This window comes from Corynebacterium sp. KPL1818 (assembly GCF_000478135.1).
Classification (GTDB): domain Bacteria; phylum Actinomycetota; class Actinomycetes; order Mycobacteriales; family Mycobacteriaceae; genus Corynebacterium; species Corynebacterium accolens.
This window is the reverse complement of sequence record NZ_KI515759.1, coordinates 700,959-718,230: the sequence shown is the minus strand read 5'-3', so window position 1 is coordinate 718,230 and position 17,272 is coordinate 700,959. Positions and strand designations below refer to the sequence as shown.

General features: G+C 59.4%; 15 protein-coding genes and 1 tRNA gene. 7 read left to right on the top strand and 9 right to left on the bottom strand.

The window, feature by feature from the left end; translation table 11 throughout:
* Positions 1–98 precede the first annotated feature (98 nt).
* From HMPREF1261_RS09115 to HMPREF1261_RS09105, 3 genes are read right to left on the bottom strand one after another with little or no spacing between them, the layout of a single operon-like run.
* The gene (locus tag HMPREF1261_RS09115) at positions 99–482 is read right to left on the bottom strand and encodes a hypothetical protein (protein WP_005279186.1); all 384 of its coding nucleotides are present in this window, start codon (positions 480–482) and stop codon (positions 99–101) included.
* 24 nt (positions 483–506) lie between these two features.
* A complete protein-coding gene (gene mshC / locus HMPREF1261_RS09110) occupies positions 507–1,745 on the bottom strand; it encodes a cysteine--1-D-myo-inosityl 2-amino-2-deoxy-alpha-D-glucopyranoside ligase (RefSeq protein WP_005282976.1) in 1,239 nt (412 codons plus the stop codon).
* Positions 1,746–1,778: 33 nt separating this feature from the next.
* Positions 1,779–2,633 (bottom strand): undecaprenyl-diphosphate phosphatase, encoded by an 855-nt coding sequence (locus tag HMPREF1261_RS09105; protein ID WP_005279182.1) that lies wholly within the window; start codon positions 2,631–2,633, stop codon positions 1,779–1,781.
* Between the two features lie 66 nt (positions 2,634–2,699).
* On the opposite strand from HMPREF1261_RS09105, the gene HMPREF1261_RS09100 reads away from it, so the two are divergent.
* Together HMPREF1261_RS09100 and HMPREF1261_RS09095 are read left to right on the top strand one after the other, a co-directional pair.
* A complete protein-coding gene (locus HMPREF1261_RS09100; RefSeq protein WP_023030730.1) occupies positions 2,700–3,752 on the top strand; it encodes a hypothetical protein in 1,053 nt (350 codons plus the stop codon).
* Positions 3,753–3,755: 3 nt separating this feature from the next.
* Positions 3,756–4,871, top strand: a complete 1,116-nt coding sequence (locus HMPREF1261_RS09095) for a quinone-dependent dihydroorotate dehydrogenase (RefSeq protein WP_023030729.1) — start codon at positions 3,756–3,758, stop codon at positions 4,869–4,871.
* Positions 4,872–4,935: 64 nt separating this feature from the next.
* Here the strand turns inward: HMPREF1261_RS09095 and HMPREF1261_RS09090 are convergent, their stop codons facing one another.
* Together HMPREF1261_RS09090 and HMPREF1261_RS09085 are read right to left on the bottom strand one after the other, a co-directional pair.
* The gene (locus HMPREF1261_RS09090) at positions 4,936–5,328 is read right to left on the bottom strand and encodes a hypothetical protein (protein WP_023030728.1); all 393 of its coding nucleotides are present in this window, start codon (positions 5,326–5,328) and stop codon (positions 4,936–4,938) included.
* Positions 5,328–5,867 carry a YbhB/YbcL family Raf kinase inhibitor-like protein gene (locus HMPREF1261_RS09085; RefSeq protein ID WP_023022376.1) on the bottom strand — a complete coding sequence of 180 codons (540 nt, stop codon included), beginning with the start codon at positions 5,865–5,867 and terminating at the stop codon, positions 5,328–5,330. The genes HMPREF1261_RS09090 and HMPREF1261_RS09085 overlap by 1 nt, the downstream gene beginning before the upstream one ends.
* Positions 5,868–6,105: 238 nt before the next feature.
* Here HMPREF1261_RS09085 and HMPREF1261_RS09080 point away from each other — a divergent pair.
* The 3 genes from HMPREF1261_RS09080 to HMPREF1261_RS09070 all read left to right on the top strand — a co-directional run bounded on the left by HMPREF1261_RS09080 (position 6,106) and on the right by HMPREF1261_RS09070 (position 7,636).
* Positions 6,106–6,191: transfer RNA gene (locus tag HMPREF1261_RS09080), tRNA-Leu, on the top strand.
* A 102-nt stretch (positions 6,192–6,293) separates the two neighbouring features.
* A complete protein-coding gene (locus HMPREF1261_RS09075) occupies positions 6,294–7,034 on the top strand; it encodes a TVP38/TMEM64 family protein (protein ID WP_023030727.1) in 741 nt (246 codons plus the stop codon).
* Between the two features lie 29 nt (positions 7,035–7,063).
* Positions 7,064–7,636 carry a hypothetical protein gene (locus HMPREF1261_RS09070; RefSeq protein WP_023030726.1) on the top strand — a complete coding sequence of 191 codons (573 nt, stop codon included), beginning with the start codon at positions 7,064–7,066 and terminating at the stop codon, positions 7,634–7,636.
* A 26-nt stretch (positions 7,637–7,662) separates the two neighbouring features.
* Here HMPREF1261_RS09070 and HMPREF1261_RS09065 read toward each other — a convergent pair whose 3' ends face one another.
* Complete coding sequence (locus tag HMPREF1261_RS09065) at positions 7,663–8,502, bottom strand: DUF3097 domain-containing protein (RefSeq protein ID WP_023017483.1); 840 nt, start codon at positions 8,500–8,502, stop codon at positions 7,663–7,665.
* Positions 8,503–8,535: 33 nt separating this feature from the next.
* On the opposite strand from HMPREF1261_RS09065, the gene HMPREF1261_RS09060 reads away from it, so the two are divergent.
* A complete protein-coding gene (locus HMPREF1261_RS09060) occupies positions 8,536–9,309 on the top strand; it encodes a hypothetical protein (RefSeq protein WP_023030725.1) in 774 nt (257 codons plus the stop codon).
* 19 nt (positions 9,310–9,328) lie between these two features.
* Here HMPREF1261_RS09060 and HMPREF1261_RS09055 read toward each other — a convergent pair whose 3' ends face one another.
* The 3 genes from HMPREF1261_RS09055 to HMPREF1261_RS09045 form a co-directional block, all read right to left on the bottom strand.
* A complete protein-coding gene (locus tag HMPREF1261_RS09055) occupies positions 9,329–10,402 on the bottom strand; it encodes a ferrochelatase (protein ID WP_023030724.1) in 1,074 nt (357 codons plus the stop codon).
* Between the two features lie 32 nt (positions 10,403–10,434).
* Positions 10,435–11,790: an NlpC/P60 family protein gene (locus HMPREF1261_RS09050; protein ID WP_023030723.1), complete on the bottom strand. Its 1,356-nt coding sequence runs from the start codon at positions 11,788–11,790 to the stop codon at positions 10,435–10,437.
* Between the two features lie 1,681 nt (positions 11,791–13,471).
* Entirely contained in the window at positions 13,472–13,945 is a 474-nt protein-coding gene (locus HMPREF1261_RS09045) for a DUF6676 family protein (protein ID WP_023028830.1), read from the bottom strand.
* 374 nt (positions 13,946–14,319) lie between these two features.
* On the opposite strand from HMPREF1261_RS09045, the gene can reads away from it, so the two are divergent.
* Positions 14,320–17,136 (top strand): aconitate hydratase, encoded by a 2,817-nt coding sequence (gene can / locus HMPREF1261_RS09040; RefSeq protein WP_023017477.1) that lies wholly within the window; start codon positions 14,320–14,322, stop codon positions 17,134–17,136.
* Positions 17,137–17,272: the final 136 nt, after the last annotated feature.

Genomic DNA, 17,272 nt, shown 5'->3' with positions numbered 1-17,272 from the left:
CATAGAATTAAGGCTCAACGAGGATATTCGCGCTGCGCGGTGATCGATCAACTTCACCTTAGGAATCTACCCACGGCGGGCTGGCGCCGTAAAGAGGCTTAGAAGTCCAACTCGGGAATCTGTGATAGCGCCTCATCATCGGCACCGGTTGCCGCGGAGGCGTTGTACATAAGCTCGGCGATTTCTTCTTTTTCCTCCGGCTCCACCACGGCATCGTGTTGCTTGCGATTAAAGGTGGCGAGTTTTTTAACGGTCTTATTCAGCACCGCGGCGAGCTGGCCGCCATCAGGATCATCCGGCAGCCCGTCTAGCCCGTCCAGCATCTGCTCGAGGTGGCCTTTAAGTTCTGGTAGCACCGCCGCGTTAAACGGCGCCTCCCAGAACTCTTTTTCCTCATCCTTGAGGTAATCACCGGTGGCAAAGGACTTCAGATCAGCAATGAACTCATCAACGGTGGGTTGGAAATCTGCGCGAATGCTCATGCTGTCGATATTGCCCTAAGTTGGCTAGGCCCGCACGCCGAGCAGCGAATCAAGTGCGGTACGCACCAACTGCGCAGCCCCTTCCTCGTCCTCGCCGCGGTCACTGCCTGCCCAATCGTCGATGGCGCGCAGGGCGGTGGGGGTATCGAGGTCATCGGCAAGCGCTTGGCGAAGCCCCGCTACCGCACCTTCTGCAGCCGACAGGGACCCAGGGGCCTCCAGTGCGGTCCGCCAGGTGGCCAGGCGGGCCTTGGCCTGGTCGAGCACCTCATCGGACCAATCCCGCTCGGCGCGGTAGTGGCCGGAGAATACGCCAAGGCGGATGGCGGAGGGATCCTCGCCCTGCTCCACAAGCTTGTGGACGAAGACCAGGTTGCCCAGGGACTTGGACATTTTCACGCCGTCGAGGCCGATCATTCCGGTGTGGACGTAGAACTGCGCCATGCGGTCTACGCCCAATGCGGCCTCTGCATGCGCGGCGGAAAATTCGTGGTGCGGGAACTTCAGATCGCTGCCGCCGCCTTGGATATCAAAGGTGCTGCCCAAGTAGTTGGTGGCGATGGCAGAGCACTCGATGTGCCAACCGGGGCGGCCGGGGCCGAAGGGAGACTTCCACGCCGGTTCGCCTTCGCGGTGGGCGCGCCAAATCAGGGCGTCCATGGGGTGCTTCTTGCCTGGGCGGTCGGGGTCGCCGCCGCGCTCGGCAAAAAACTCCCGCATCTGTTCCATCGAGTAGTTGGATTCGTAGCCAAATTCCTCGGTGGCATCGATGGAGGCATATACATCCGGGTACTCTGGGTCATCGACCACGTAAGCGGCGCCGTTATCCAACAGCTTTTGCACCATGTCCACGATCTCATCGACCGCCTCCATAGCGCCGATGAAGTGCTGTGGCGGGATGACCGATAAAAGCTCCATATCGGAGCGGAAAAGGTCGATCTGGGAGGTGCCGAGTTCGCGCCAATCAACGCCGTCGCGCTCCGCGCGCTCAAAGAGTGGGTCATCGACGTCGGTGATATTTTGCGCGTAATTGACCTTCTTGCCAGCGTCCAGGAACTGCCGGTAAATCAGATCGAAAGTGAGATAGGTGGCTGCGTGGCCCAAGTGGGTCGAATCATACGGGGTAATGCCGCACACGTACATGGTGGCGGTATCCCCCTTTACCTGCACGGGGGCCTTGGTTTGATTCGCGGAATCGTAGAGATAGAGCTGCGCCGCATCGCCTGGGACGCGACTATAAGAAGGTGTTGGCCAAGAATGCATGGCACCTATCCTAACGCGAACTTATGGGGTGCTTTAAATGGGCTGTAGGACTCCCAAGGCCAGCAGAATCATCACGAGGATGCCTACTGGGATGCGGTAGGCCGCAAACCATGCAAAGGAGTGGTTGCCCACGAAGTTCAGCAACCAGGCAATCGACGCGTAGCCCAAGGCAAAGGCAATGCCGGTGCCGACGAGCAGCTGCATACCGGACGCGGCTTGACCGGCCTCGGGCGCGAAGGCATCGGGAAGCGAAAAAAGCCCCGACGCCAGCACCGCCGGAATGGCCAAGAGGAAGCTAAAGCGCGTGGCCACCTCGCGGTCGAGGCCCAAGAAAAGACCACCGGAAATAGTGCCGCCCGAACGCGAAACGCCAGGAATCAGCGCCAAGCACTGGCACAAGCCCATGATGATGGCATCCTTCATCGTGAGCTCGTCATAACCGCGCTTTTTGGAGCCCACGCGCTCTGCGGCGATGAAGACGAAGGAGAAAAGGATCAGCATCGCGGCGGTGATCCACAGGTTGCGCAGCGCACCGCGGATGGCATCTTCAAAAACCAACCCGATAACGCCGATGGGAATGGATCCGGCGATGACCATCCAGCCCATGCGCCAGTCCTGTCCGCGCGAGGCGGGGTTGGTCCACCCACGCAGCCATCCGGAGAGGATTTGCCAGATCATCGGGGCGAAATAAACCAGCACGGCAAGCTCGGTGCCGAGCTGGATGACGGCTGTAAAGGAAGCACCGGCATCGTTGCCCCAAAAGAGCTCGGAAACAATGCGCAGGTGCCCCGAGGAGCTTACCGGGAGAAACTCCGTAAGCCCCTGCACAATGGATAAAACGATAACTTGTGCCCAAGAAACTGCTTCGGTCGCGGTATCAGAAATCACCCGCCATACACTACCGCCGCGCACGGCTTCGGGAAATCGCAACGCGCGCTGTTAGGATAAGTATCCGTGAAATCACGATCCCGCTCCACACTCGTACTATCCAGCTTGCTAGCACTCTCCACTGCTGCGCTGGCCGCCTGCGATTCCACCGTGGGCGTAGGCGGTGATCCCGAAACCGCAGTGAAGGGCAACGCCACCCCAGCCGCTTCTCCGAGCGACACCGATCCTGCCGGTACGGTCATCGACCTCGATGAAGACATCACGGATCTGGCCGCGGTGAAGGATACGATTGCCGTTCGCACCGCGGACCAGGTGCGCATTGGCAGCCAGGATGACTTTGCCGCCAAGAAGGCCAAGAGCATCGATATCGATTCCACCTGCGGCGATTTGAGCTCCTCCGAATCTGGATTCGTCTTGGCTTGCCCGGATAAGGTCCTACTCATTGATCCTTCTGCGCCGGAGTCACCGGAAGAAATCAAGATGGAGGAAGACTTCCAGGTCACCGCTGCGACCCAACTTTCCACCGGCGAAGTCTTTGTCACCGCGAGCGACTCCGCTGTGGTCGGCCGGTACAAGGATGGCACGCGGGACGGCGAAATCTCCGTCGAGGCCGGCTCGGACCAGATGCTCGCCGTTCCCAATGCGGACGGCGATGACGGGATTGTGCGCATTCAGCGTTCGGATTCCACCATCCAGAATATCGATTGGCCCAATGACCGCGCCGGCGGCCGGTTGCGCGCTGGCCAGGGTGTCGGCCAAATCGCGGTGGGTAATAACGGCGTCGTGCTCGCCTCCGATACCGAGGGCGGCGGGATCGCGGTCTATACCTCCGATGACGTCGTCCGCCTGCACCAATACGGCGTGGTCGACGGCACCCCCTGGGCGGTGGCCTGGGATGATTCGCGCGAGCTTGCGTGGGTTACCACCACCGATAACAACATCGCGCACGCCTATTCCATTGACAAGGGCGTTCCCGAATCCCGCGGCGAGATTGCCACGCTTGCCGATGCCCAAAATATGACCGCCCTATCCAATGGCACCATCGTGGTTGCCTCCGCATCCGGCCAGGGGCTGCAGTTCGTGGCGGATCCACACCTGACAAAGGCAAAGGAGTCTTAATTCATGGTTTCGACCTTCGATTCGCTGCGCAAAGGCGCCTATCAGCTGGCGCTGCGCGGGATGTTTCGCTTAAGCCCCGAGCGCATCCACGGCATTATCAATTCTGGGCTGCACGGCCTGCACGCGGCAGGTCCCGCCAATCGCGCGCTCGGCCGCGTCCTGCCGGTCAACGATCCGGTCTTGACACAGGAAGTATGCGGGATCACCTTCCCGCGCCCGCTCGGCCTGGCGGCTGGGTTTGATAAAAACGCCGCTGCCGCCGATGCCTGGTCTCCCCTAGGTTTCGGCTACGCCGAACTGGGCACCGTCACGGCGCAGGCGCAGCCTGGCAACCCGACTCCCCGCCTCTTCCGACTCAAAGAAGATGCCGCCATCTTAAACCGGATGGGTTTTAATAATGAGGGCGCGGCCGCCGTGGCAGAGAACCTGCGCAAGCGCCGGTACAACGACGTCATCGGGATTAATATCGGCAAAACCAAGGTCACCCCGGCCGAACGCGCCGTGGATGATTACCGCCGTTCCGCTTCCGTTTTAGGCGGTCTGGCGGACTACTTGGTGGTCAATGTCTCCTCCCCCAATACCCCTGGGTTGCGGGACCTGCAGGCGGTCGAATCGCTTCGCCCCATCCTGCGCGCCGTGCAAGATTCCACCGATGTCCCCGTGATGGTCAAAATCGCGCCGGACCTTTCGGATGCCAATGTCGATGCCGTTGCCGATCTCGCCGTAGAACTGGGCCTTGCCGGCATCGTCGCCACCAATACCACCATCTCCCGCGAGGGGCTTAGCACTCCCCGCGCGGAGGTAGAAGCCCTTGGCGCCGGTGGAATTTCCGGCCCGCCGGTGGCCGAGCGCTCCTTAGAAGTACTCCGCCGGCTGAACGCGCGCGTGGGCTCGCAGCTTGTCCTTATTTCCGTCGGCGGCATTACCACCCCGGAACAGGCGTGGGAGCGGATTGCCGCCGGTGCCAGCCTCCTCCAGGGCTATACCGGGCTCATCTACGGCGGGCCGGACTGGATTCGGGACATTCACAGGGGCATCGCCAAGCAGATTCGCGCCCACGGCCTAAGCAATATCTCTGAGGCAGTAGGCTCCAATCTGCCGTGGAAGGCAATAAGCTAGCAGCCATCAGATAAACAACATGCCACGTGTATATACACGTGGCATTGCTTATTTATTGGCCAGCTTAGGAGGTCGCCATGACGCTGCGCCGCAAGATTAAGGCACAGATGGCGGACATGCCGGCATAAAAGAGCAGCCAATACTGCTGTTGAATCAGGAGATCGTGCTGCGGCAGAAAGCGGCTAGCAATAATCAAGGCCACCGCCACCGCTAGGGCGATAATCTGCGCGCGGCTTCCGGCATGCTCTTTGCTCATCGTGCTGAAGGCACCCACCATCACCGCCGCGATAACGATCGCGAGGTTACTGTAGGTCCAGACAAAAGGTGCGCCCCATCCATCGCTAAAGACGGAGATCAGGGCGAAGAGGACCAGCACGAAAGCGACGACCAAAAAAGCGCCGCCCACCCGCAGCGCTGCGGGTGGGGTCACTGGATTTTTAGGAGCAGAACTCGCCATTACTTGGCCTCGTACCAACCCCACAGGATTGCCCGGCCCAGTGCGTGGAAGTGCAAGTTGAAGCCGAGGACGGTGGGGGAAGAATCCGGATCGATATCAAGGGTTTCTACGTCTACGGCGTGGACCGCGTAGAGGTAGCGGTGCGGCGCGTGGCCGGCCGGTGGGTTGGCACCAAAATGGGTGCGGTTGCCGGAGTCATTGCGCAGGCTGATAACACCGTCGATGCCAAGGTCCTCTGCCGCACCGGCATTGGTGGGCAGCTCGGAGACATCGGTGGGGATATTAAAAGCGGCCCAGTGCCAGAAACCGGAGGCGGTCGGTGCATCCGGGTCAAAGCAGGTAACCGCCAAAGACTTGGTTCCCTCCGGCAGCCCGGACCATGCCAGCTGCGGGGATACGCTTTCCGGTGCGCGGTGCTTTTCTGGGATCTCATCGCCTTCTACCAAGTCGGTAGAAGACAGCCCGAAGCTGGGGAGATCGCGCAGCGGGGCATAGGGGTCAGGTCCGGGGAATCGAGTGTCATCTGCATAAGAAGTCATGTACCCCTTTGTACCGCAGATCACACGCGCTTGTCGATGCCCCTCCCACTCACCCCACCACCGTCCAGCTGGTTTCAAACCGTGCCCCTATCTGGGTGCTGCGGCCACCCAAGTTACAAGGATGTATTTACCCGCCTTGCGATCGTCCGGTTTATGAGCGTTTACCTGGCGATTTGTATTCCAAAGGCCGAACACGATAAAGTTTCGAGGTGCCCAACCGAGAGGTTGCAAACACCCTGCCCGGGTGGCGGAATGGCAGACGCGCTAGCTTGAGGTGCTAGTGTCCTATTAACGGACGTGGGGGTTCAAGTCCCCCTCCGGGCACACTGTGAAGTCTCGAGACATCGTTCCTACGGTGCCTCGAGATTTTTCTATAAGTACTGCTCTTTTCTAAAAGCACGGCCGCGCCGACTACGATACGAACGCATGACCACTTTCCGGGATTGGATACGCAGCTTTGGTAGCTTCTGCGTTCAACTCGCCCACTCTGCGTGGGGCTCAGTCCGCGCGTGGTCACCGCAACGTTGGGTACTCATCATCGCGCTCACGCTTGCTGGAGTTGCGCTTTTTGTCTGGCTCGACATTCCCGATCTCTCCCAGATGCGGACGGCCGCTGCCCACCTGGGTGCGTGGTTTCCGGTTGCCTTCACGCTAGGTTATGTCATATTTACGCAATTTCCCCTGCCTCGGACCATCTGGACGGTTGCAGTAGGCATCCTTTTCGGCCCCTGGCAGGGTCTTGCCATTTCGCTATTCGCGCTCACCATCTCGGCCGTATTATCGCTGCTGATTGTGCGCAGCCTGCTCGGAGAATGGATCAGGCCGCACCTTGCCCACCCCGCGGTTTATACCATCAATACCCACTTGGAGCGGCGCGGTTGGCTGGCCATCGCTTCCCTGCGCATGGTCGCGGGGGTGCCCTTTAGCCTCCTCAACTACGTCGCTGCGCTTACCCCCATCAGCGTTTCGCACTTTACGGTGGCTACGTTTGTGGGCTCGATTCCCACTACGGTCATCGGCGTCTTTTTCGGCGATGCGCTTACCGGTACGGCCAGCCCTGGGATCATCGCTGCCTTTATCGTCTTTGCCCTCGCCGGCATCGGCGGGCTTGTACTCGATTCGCGCCTGCCGACTCCCGTCCAGTCAAGGTTAAGCGGTAGACTGTAACGAACTGCTCGCAATAAAGGAGGATCCTCGTGCTCGCTGTCCATGCCCGCTACCGTGGGCGTTCCGTGCGCCGCGCTGAGCTCGTGCAGCGCTCGGCGGCCGCGCTATCCACCCTCGAGGGCGTCGGCGAGTTTCACGTCCTTGGTGTGGAGGATATTTGCGCCGTTGTCGATTCCGCCACCGCGGTGTGTGAGGTCGTCATGGCCTTGCTTGCCGATGGCGACTGGGCCATCGGCATTGGTATCAGCCCCGGAAACCAGGCAGACGAGAAAAGCGCGCGCCACGTGGCCACCGCGGCGCTGAAAAATTCCGCCCGCATGGGACAGGTCTACACCAAGCTCAATAAGCGCGGCCGTTCCGCGGAGGCAAGCGATATCGCCGCCGCCTTCGCGCTCATTGGATACGTGCTCAATAAGCGCACCATCGAGGGCCGCGAGGCGACCTCGCTCGTAAGGGCGGGGCTCAATCAAAATGAGGCCGCGGAAGAATTGGGCATTTCCAAACAGGCGATGTCCCAAAGGCTGCAGGCTGCGGGCTGGAGCGCCGAGATGGCCGGGTGGCAATTGGCGGTCAACCTCATTGAACGGGCCAATCTAGCCTAGGCCCAGAAAGATCGGCCCGCGGCGGCTTAGACAAGGTCTGATTTGTGCAGCTCCGGCGTGGTCACAAAATCCACCAGCCGCTCGACCGCCCCGATAAGGCTCGAGTCCAAATCCCGGAACGAATGCACCGCGTTATAAACGTGGCGCCACCCATCGGAGGGATCAGACCATCCCACGCGGCGGCAGATTCCGGTCTTCCAATCTTCACCGCGCGGTACCTCCGGCCATGCTTGCAGGCCTACCCGTTGCGGTTTTACTGCCGCCCAAATATCGACAAAGGGATGGCCGGTGACTAGAACGTGCTCTCCCACAGACTCGGTCATTCGCGTTTCTTTCGACCCCTTGACCAGGTGGTCCGCGAGCACGCCGACCCGGCGGCCAGGGCCAGGCTGAAACTCGGCCAGCCTTTCTTCGAGGTTATCCAAGCCTTCTAGGTATTCCACGACCACGCCTTCGACGCGCAGATCGTGCCCCCACACCTTTTCCACGATGGCGGCATCGTGGACGCCCTCGACCCAAATGCGCGATGGCGCTGCCACCTTGGCCTCCACGTTTTCTACCCGCCTAGAACCCGAATTCGATTTGCGGGGTGCTTGCTTGGGCACGTACCTCGTCAGCGTCACCGGTTGGCCTTCTACTAAGAATCCACCCTTGATAAGGTTAAATACTCGCTCGACACCGTGGCGGTCTTCTAGCCGCACGACCTCACCAAAGACGGTCTTATCCACGCCTAAAACGGCGCCCACAAAGTCATCACCGCGCACTTCCACCACCATGCCCGGCTCTGCCGGCACTTCTGGGTACTGGGTGGGCTTGCTGCGTCGGTGCCCAGCAAAAATATCTCCGCCATAAGGATCTAAACTCATGGCCCGATAGTCTATCTACTACACTTGCTCGCCATGGATATGCGCGCCGAAGTGTGGTCCCCTCTCCAAAACTCCGCCATCTGGCTCGCTGCGTGGTTGTGGGGACATGAGACAACAGATGAGCTGCTCGATGCATTGACGGAACTGGGCGGGCGCCCCGAATGCCTCGATGAATCCCCCTTCATCGACTTGCTCGCCCTGCTGCGCGCCGAAACACAAGAGCTCACCTCTCAGCCAGGCGCGGGCGGGGAGCCCCTCCTCCGGCTCATTTTATCCGGGCCGGGTGAAGCGCCGGCGCTTCCCGCGGGCTCAGAGTCTGCCCGTGCAGCCACGCAAAGTTCAGCAGGCGCCATTGTGGTGCGCACCAATGATCCGGAAGCCTCGCTCGTCCTTATCCCCCATCCCCGTCGAGCCCACACGGCATGGCAGGTGATCCGCGAGGATCAGCCGCTGCCCTCGCCTGCCTGGCTAAGCCCCGGCGAGGCGGACGCATTGTTGACTAAGGCAACGGATGAATCCGCCGATCTCATTACGGCCACCGGCTACCAGTCCACCGCTCTTAATAATCCCCGGCTCACGGTGGGGACCTTGAACGATTTTTATGACACGCCCGGCCTGCCACCAGCCACCCCGCCACGGGCTGCAAAGCTCTTTGCGCGCGCGGACCGCGTTGCCGCGATCATCGAAACAGTCACGGATAGGATCAACGATCACAGCCTCGACCCGGAGCTTCTCCGGCTGTGGCGCCATATCCGGCAGGCGCGGATGACGGGAGTGGCTTATTCGGCAGCGGAATTCGCCCGCTAGAGCGGGGCTCGCCGGCCCCTTAGTGAGCGCGGATATCGCAGCAGCCCGCAGCGCAGGGCGCGCCGTTGGCGGTACACCCCTGGACGGTGACATTCCCGCTGGTCTCCCACGGTTGCCCCTGCTCGAGTTCTTCCACCAGATCCACGATCATGCCGGCAAAACGCTGGGAGGGGCCAGCGGTACGGGCGCGTTCGACCTGTACGCCCATTTCATCGGCTGCGGCTTGCAGCTCAGAATCCAAGTCCCAGATGACCTCCATGTGATCGGAGATAAAACCGATGGGGCATACAACGACGGCGTCTACCCCGTCGCGGTCATGAATTGCGGTGGTGTGGTCAACGATGTCAGGTTCTAGCCACGGCGTCTTTGGATTGCCGGAGCGCGATTGCCAGACCAAATCGTAATCCGAGATTCCGGCGCGCTCAGCCACCAAGCGGGAAGCTTCGGCTACCTGCCGGGAGTAGAGGTTCTTGTCCCCGTCGGCGCCACCGACATTATCGTGTGCATTCGGCACGGAGTGCGCCGTAAACAGCATGCGCGCGCTGTCCATCTTCTCGGCGGGGATACGCTGCCAGGCCTCGGCGACGGCATCGACCATCTCCGCGATGAACTTGGGGTGATCATAAAACTGCCGAATCTTGGTGAACTCGATTTCTGGCAGCCCCTTATCTGCAAGGTGCTGGCGCATCGCCGCAATGTCCTCATCGTATTGCCGGCACGCGGAGTAACCGCCCCAAGCCGAGGTGGCAAAGACGGCCACGTTGCGGATCCCCTCTTCCGCCATTTTTTCAGCGGTAGCCGTACCAAAGGGGTGCCAGTTTCGGTTGCCAAAATAAACCGGTAGATTATGTCCGCGTTTTTTCAGCTCGCCTTCGACGTTATGGATAATTTCCCGATTCAGGCCGTTGATCGGGCTTACCCCATCAAAGTGGTAATAGTGCTTGCCCACTACTTCTAAGCGCTCGCGAGGAATGCCTCTCCCCCGCGTAACGTTCTCTAAAAACGGAACGACCTCCTCGTTTCCTTCCGGGCCACCGAAAGAAAGAACGAGGAGGGCGTCGATTTTTTGGGCAGGATGCTGTGCGTCAGTCATGCCCTAAATAGTAGCAACCACAAGGGTAAGAATTAGAGAAGGCGCACGACATCCGGGGTCGCACCAGCCCAGCGCACAGGGGAGACCTGTACATTCTGTCCAGACTGTGGGGCCTCAATCATTTGGTCATTGCCCAAGTAGATCGCCACGTGCTGGCTGCCGCCGGCACCGTAGAAGATGAGGTCGCCGCGTTGCATGTTATCGCGGGAGACCTTATTGCCCATTTGGTACTGCGCACCAGAATAGTGTGGAAGATCCAGGCCGGCTGCGGCGAACGCGTACTTAGTCAATCCAGAGCAATCAAAGCCGGTGCGGCCGTAGTCACCAAAGCTATCGGCAATGCCGCCGTCCCGGAGGCCACCGGTGGGGCCATTATTGTCGCCGCCGCCCCACACGTATGGGGTTCCGATCACAGATTCTGCGCGAGCGATGACCGCTTCAATCTGGTTGCTGTTGCCCGGGGCAGCGCTGGATGGGGCACCTGGCCCCTGACTGAGGGCGGAAGGGTCGGTGCTTGCCGATGGCGCCGTATCCGGGCTGCCAATCCCCAACAGGTCCGCGGATCCCGCCATCAGCGCCCGCACATCGTCCTGATCGACGGCTGCGGCGAGCTCGCCGGCAATGTCCATAACATCCGATGCCGAGGATCCGGTGCCGTAGTCCACCGTGTTAAAGGACGGCGTTGCCCCTTGGTTAAGCGCGGTGCCGAACTCTGCCTTCGGGGTAGTCGAGTGAGCCTGCCCCTCTACAGCGGCGCCATCGTTGGCCGCCTCAGGTAGTGGTGCTTCATCCGGAACGATTTCGTCGGTAAAGTCTTGAACCTTGTCTTTATTCAAGCTTTGGGACTTGACGGAATCATCGGCAAGCGCATCCGCATCTACCCTAAAATCAAGGTTATTATCTTGATTTTGCGCACTTGGAAGGTCGCCCTGGTGGGTCACTTCCCTTGCCTGCTGCTGGTGTGCAAAAGAGGCCTCGGCGAAGTTGCGCGTGGCATTCATTTGCGCTTCCCGCTGGGCCAAGTTGCGGCGGTGCTCGACCAATGCCGACTCAGCTGCGCGCTTCTCGGCATACGCCTGGTCAAGCTCTGTCGCATCGTCTGCAACCTCAGGATCGGCCGAAAGCTCGGCGATGCGATCCGTCGCGGCCGCTGCTTGTTCCTCTGCCTGGTCGAGCAGCTGCCGTAGCTGATCTACTTCCCGCTGCTGAGCATCAACATTGGATACAGCGCGGGCTATGGAGGCATCGGCATCGGCCTGGGCGGGATCGGGGTATTCTTCTGCTCCCGCGGGAGCGACGGCGGTCAGGGGTGCTAGCGCTGCGGTACCTGCGACTGCAGCAATGATTGCGCGAACGTGTCGAATGCGCGGTAAACGAATGGTGGCCACTGGAATTCTCCTTGTTGGACCACCTTCCTTTTTAAGATTGGGACACAATGAGCCGTAAATGGACATAGGAATGCCCGAGACCCTTAGCTTGCGCATTTCGCACAGCAGCAAGCCCAGAGTCTTTAGTGGAGTATTCCACATCCAATTGCTACCTACCCGGAGGATTATGGGTAGGCGTCATCGCCCTGGCAGCACTCGGCTCCAGGAGGTAAACGGAACATGTGCCCGAAAATCTAGAGACTTCACTTAGGGAGTGCGCATGTCTAAAGCCCGATGCACTGATGCTTAAGTGTGCTGCCTCACGGCTCAATGCCCATCACTCGCTACTATTTCCCCATACCAGCGATGTATATGGTGCACTTCTCCTACGTTTCCTACGCGGTTTATTGTGAGCGTGAGCGCCCTAGCCTTGCGGGAAGCATCTATGCTCCCATCGCAGTGCCAATCCGGGAGATCCGGGATTGGCGCATCTTCATCGAGCTTCGCTTATGGCGTGCGGTGAGTTTGGGTAGCTGACAGAGTCTAGGCCCCCTCGCACGCTGCGCTTGGCATAGTGAGAACTGCCCTATGATCCTTGGCTCAACTCTCCGCGGCGCAGTGAAAGTACAGCTCCAAATCTGAGCTCATCCCTGCGAGGGCAAGCGGCCACAAACCATGAACAGGCCACACGATGCTGGCCCTAGTGTGATTTCGGTTCCCTCTTTCTCTCATTCTGCGCGTACCCGACTGCGCTCCTCCGCGAACCTTGCGACTGGGTCCCGCTTCTCCGGGAATCCAACGTTGAAGGGTTCAGGGAGAACCACATCCGCATACCCACACGATGGAGCTCTAGCGAACTCGTCTCACCACTTTTAAGGAAGGTGGGTTGATGTTTATTTTTTCGAACATTGTCATCGCTCAAGTGAAAAGTTTTTCTGCCCTCCCGTTCGAGAGGTCCCTCGTGGTTCATTGACTTCCAAGTACCGCCAATTCCTCGATTCCCGCGAGGCGTGCTTCCCCACATACCCGTGTGAATCTTCAATTGACCGTCAAGGCTAAGCCCATGAACTCAAGAAGATATTCATGTCCCTTGAGTCGACACTCGAACCATACGTCACGACACGCCCTTTTCGCACACATTCCACTTAATTACGTGGAGTCAAGTTAAACCACATGACACAACAGGCGTACCTAACCTGCAATGATTTTGTTACCATCCCGTTATTGTGATGTTCATCACTTCAATTTCTAGATTTCACGACCCTCCCAGCCATAGGTGTGGCCAAAATCAGGGCCGATTCACCGCTCGAGAACCACTCCCCCGGCCGAAGTCAACCACTAAGCCTTTACTTCGACCCCTCCCCCGCTCCCCTGGCCTCCTTTAGGCGTGTGGAGTTTTCTTCATTCGCGGGCGCCCGGTGCCACCCGGCGGAGGCCTATAGATGCCCCAACTACGACGCCGCCACTTGACGATCATTTTCCATAAATCTCGGTGCGGCTTCCCCACGCCTTTCGGCGCGACGGGCCACGGGGACTCCCTCACCCTTGAAATTTCGGGCCCGCATCGGCGGAAAAATTTGGGCCGCACTGGAGGCTCAAAGAACGGAAAATGTCCACTACTTTTTCGAACAAACATGTCTGGAAGCTGGCTAGTTTCGAGGCCGCTTTTCGCCCTACTCCTAACTTCCCTGAGGGGTGCTACTTACCCTCGCGTTTCGCGATACCGGGAGGCGCGCCGGTAACTTAGGCCGCCAAAAACTAGGGCGAGAATTAAGACGGCGACGACGATAGCGATCATCGGAAAGCTGCTGTGCTCAAGCCCCGCGTAGTACCGCTCTAAGAGATCGACCTGATTGAGCCCCGGCGTTAACTGCGCTTGGGTGGATTCAATATCCGCGCGGCTATAGTTCTCGCTGACCGAGGAGACATGGCGCGGGGTCTGCACGATGACGGTCTGTAGTCCCGTGGCGTCATATAGTTCTTGCGCAATATCGCGCGCGTCTGCGGCCTTGGAGACAGAAACGTCGACGACGGCAAGCCCGTCACCCTCGCGCAGCTGCTTGGCGACGTCCGCATTCAGCTGAGCGTCCGATTCCAATGAGGGCGCGGAATAAGCAACGCCATCCTCCTTGAGCTGCTGGGCCAACTGTGGAACGTCCACTTCATCTGGAACCATTCAATCCCCTTCCCTCTTCTTCCCTATTACGGGGGCTTGTGCACCTGAGATCGGGGGTTGTGCACTGCGCTTGTGCCTGGGCCAATCTTTTCTAAAGATAAAGGTTACCGCGGCCGTTCGCGCAGTTAACGCGCCGAGAGCCGCCAATAACTTTAAACAGAACGCTTGTCCCGTTACAATGAGAGCAACGGAAGGTTTTTACCTCTACAATAAATAGGTGAACCATCGCGTTCTTTGCCGTCTTTGGCACTGCGGGCCCCATGGCTTCGTCGCAACCATCAATTGGTCGCACGCCTTTTGTTTATCCCGCAACTCCAGCAGGCGGCGAGTACAAAACAGAACACACTGTTTATCAACAAGGAATGGAGCTCCCTGTGACTGAAAGCTTGAACTCCTTCGACGCCAAGAAGACCCTTGATGTCAACGGTAAGTCTTACGACTACTTCGACATCAACACGGTTCCTGGCATGGAGAAGTTGCCGTACTCCCTCAAGGTGCTGGCAGAAAACCTGCTGCGCAATGAGGATGGCAAGAATGTAAACGAGGACCACATCAAGGCCCTTGCCAATTGGGACCCAAAGTCCGAGCCGGATACTGAAATCCAGTTCACCCCGGCCCGCGTCCTCATGCAGGACTTCACCGGCGTTCCCTGTGTCGTCGACCTCGCAACCATGCGTGAGGCCGTGTCCGCTCTTGGCGGCACGCCAGACCAGGTGAACCCGCTGAACCCTGCCGAGATGGTTATTGACCACTCCGTTATCGTTGAGGCCTTTGGTTCCACCGACGCTCTTGAGAAGAACGTCGAAATCGAGTACCAGCGCAACGAAGAGCGCTACCAGTTCCTGCGTTGGGGTGCTGAGAACTTCTCCAACTTCCGCGTTGTTCCTCCGGGAACCGGTATTGTCCACCAGGTCAACATCGAGTACCTTTCCCGCGTTGTCTTTGACAACGAGGGCCTTGCATACCCGGATACCTGTATCGGTACCGACTCCCACACCACCATGGAAAATGGCCTGGGCATCCTGGGCTGGGGCGTTGGCGGCATCGAGGCAGAGGCTGCCATGCTTGGCCAGCCGGTATCGATGCTCATCCCGAAGGTTGTTGGCTTCAAGCTCACCGGCGAAATCCCGACCGGCGTTACCGCAACCGACGTCGTCTTGACCATCACGGAGATGCTGCGTGAGCACGGCGTTGTCCAGAAGTTCGTAGAGTTCTACGGCAACGGCGTTAAGTCCGTCCCGCTGGCTAACCGCGCCACCATCGGCAACATGTCGCCAGAGTTCGGTTCCACCGCGGCCATCTTCCCCATCGACGAAGAGACCACCAAGTACCTCGAGCTCACCGGTCGCCCGCAAGAGCAGATCGACCGCGTCGAGCAGTACGCTAAGGCCCAGGGCATGTGGCTGGCAGAGGATACTCCGGAGCCGGAGTACTCCGAGTACATCGAACTCGACCTGTCCACCGTTGAGCCGTCCATCGCCGGCCCGAAGCGCCCGCAGGACCGCATCCTTCTTTCGGAGGCCAAGGAGCAGTTCCGTAAGGATCTGTCCAACTACACCACCGACGAAGTATGCGTCGACGACTCCTCCGTTGAGGCTAAGCGCATGTCCGGTGAGGGCGGCGCGCCTGGCGACGATGATGTCACCGGCGGCCTGAACAAGTCTCGCGAGGGCCACGGCGAATCCGCAGCGGTTGGCGCTAAGGGACGTCACTCCAACCCGATCACCGTTGAACCTGACAACGGCGGTGAGTACACCCTTGACCACGGCATGGTGGCCATTGCCTCCATCACCTCGTGCACCAACACCTCTAACCCATCGGTCATGGTGGGTGCTGGTCTGATTGCACGTAAGGCCGCTGAAAAGGGCTTGCGCTCCAAGCCATGGGTCAAGACCATTTGTGCGCCTGGTTCCCAGGTTGTCGATGGCTACTTCCAGCGTGCAGACCTCTGGAAGGACCTCGAGGCTATGGGCTTCTACCTGTCCGGCTTCGGCTGCACCACCTGCATTGGTAACTCCGGCCCGCTGCCAGAGGAAGTTTCTGCAGCCATCAACGAGAACGACTTGGCAGCTACCGCAGTCCTGTCCGGTAACCGCAACTTCGAGGGTCGTATCTCCCCGGACGTCAAGATGAACTACTTGGCATCCCCAATCATGGTTATCGCTTACGCTATTGCCGGCACCATGGACTTCGACTTTGACAACCAGCCGCTGGGTCAGGACGAAGACGGCAACGATGTCTTCCTGAAGGACATCTGGCCTACCCCGCAGGAGATCGAGGACACCATCCAGTCCGCCATCTCCCGCGAGATGTACGAGGCTGACTACGCCGACGTCTTCAAGGGCGACGACGCATGGCGCAACCTGGATGTTCCAGAGGGCGAGACCTTCGAGTGGGATGAGGACTCCACCTACATCCGCAAGGCTCCGTACTTCGAGGGCATGCCGACCGAACCGGACCCAGTTGAGGACATCAAGGGCGCTCGCGTTCTTGCGAAGCTGGGCGATTCCGTCACCACTGACCACATCTCCCCTGCTTCTGCCATCAAGCCGGGCACCCCGGCCGCGCAGTACCTGGATGAGAACGGCGTGTCCCGCTCTGACTACAACTCCTTGGGTTCCCGCCGCGGTAACCACGAGGTCATGATGCGCGGTACCTTCGCCAACATCCGCCTGGCTAACCAGCTGGTGGATGAGACCGGTGGTTACACCCGCGACTTCACCCAAGAGGGCGCACCTCAGGCATACATCTACGATGCATGCGAGAACTACAAGGAAGCCGGTATCCCACTGGTCGTTATCGCTGGTAAGGAATACGGCACCGGTTCTTCCCGTGACTGGGCTGCAAAGGGCACCAACCTTCTGGGCGTTAAGGCAGTTATTACCGAGTCTTTCGAGCGCATCCACCGCTCGAACCTCATCGGTATGGGCGTTATCCCGCTGCAGTTCCCTGAGGGCGAGTCCCACGAGTCCCTGGGTCTGGACGGCACGGAGACCTTCGACATCGAAGGCATCACCGGATTCAACGACGGCTCCATCCCGAAGACCGTTCACGTCACCGCTACCAAGCAGGACTCCGACGACGCCGTCGAGTTCGACGCTAACGTACGTATCGACACCCCGGGTGAGGCAGAGTACTTCCGCCACGGCGGCATCCTGCAGTACGTGCTGCGCCAGATGGTGAAGAACTAAGCCATTTAATGCGACGACGAAGTACTAACCCCCTTGGACTTAGTACTCGTCGCTGAGCTTGAAGACGCGGGGTCGCACCGCTCTCTCCCGTAGAGGGCTCTGCGGCCCCGCGTTTCTTCGTTGTCGTTCTATGTTC

Bases quoted from the DNA above. Each gene is read 5' to 3' on its own strand.
- HMPREF1261_RS09115 (WP_005279186.1), bottom strand. From the start codon at position 482: ATGAGCATTCGCGCAGATTTCCAACCCACCGTTGATGAGTTCATTGCT.
- mshC (WP_005282976.1), bottom strand. From the start codon at position 1,745: ATGCATTCTTGGCCAACACCTTCTTATAGTCGCGTCCCAGGCGATGCG.
- HMPREF1261_RS09095 (WP_023030729.1), top strand. From the start codon at position 3,756: ATGGTTTCGACCTTCGATTCGCTGCGCAAAGGCGCCTATCAGCTGGCG.
- HMPREF1261_RS09090 (WP_023030728.1), bottom strand. From the start codon at position 5,328: ATGGCGAGTTCTGCTCCTAAAAATCCAGTGACCCCACCCGCAGCGCTG.
- HMPREF1261_RS09085 (WP_023022376.1), bottom strand. From the start codon at position 5,867: ATGACTTCTTATGCAGATGACACTCGATTCCCCGGACCTGACCCCTAT.
- HMPREF1261_RS09075 (WP_023030727.1), top strand. From the start codon at position 6,294: ATGACCACTTTCCGGGATTGGATACGCAGCTTTGGTAGCTTCTGCGTT.
- HMPREF1261_RS09065 (WP_023017483.1), bottom strand. From the start codon at position 8,502: ATGAGTTTAGATCCTTATGGCGGAGATATTTTTGCTGGGCACCGACGC.
- HMPREF1261_RS09060 (WP_023030725.1), top strand. From the start codon at position 8,536: ATGGATATGCGCGCCGAAGTGTGGTCCCCTCTCCAAAACTCCGCCATC.
- HMPREF1261_RS09055 (WP_023030724.1), bottom strand. From the start codon at position 10,402: ATGACTGACGCACAGCATCCTGCCCAAAAAATCGACGCCCTCCTCGTT.
- HMPREF1261_RS09045 (WP_023028830.1), bottom strand. From the start codon at position 13,945: ATGGTTCCAGATGAAGTGGACGTTCCACAGTTGGCCCAGCAGCTCAAG.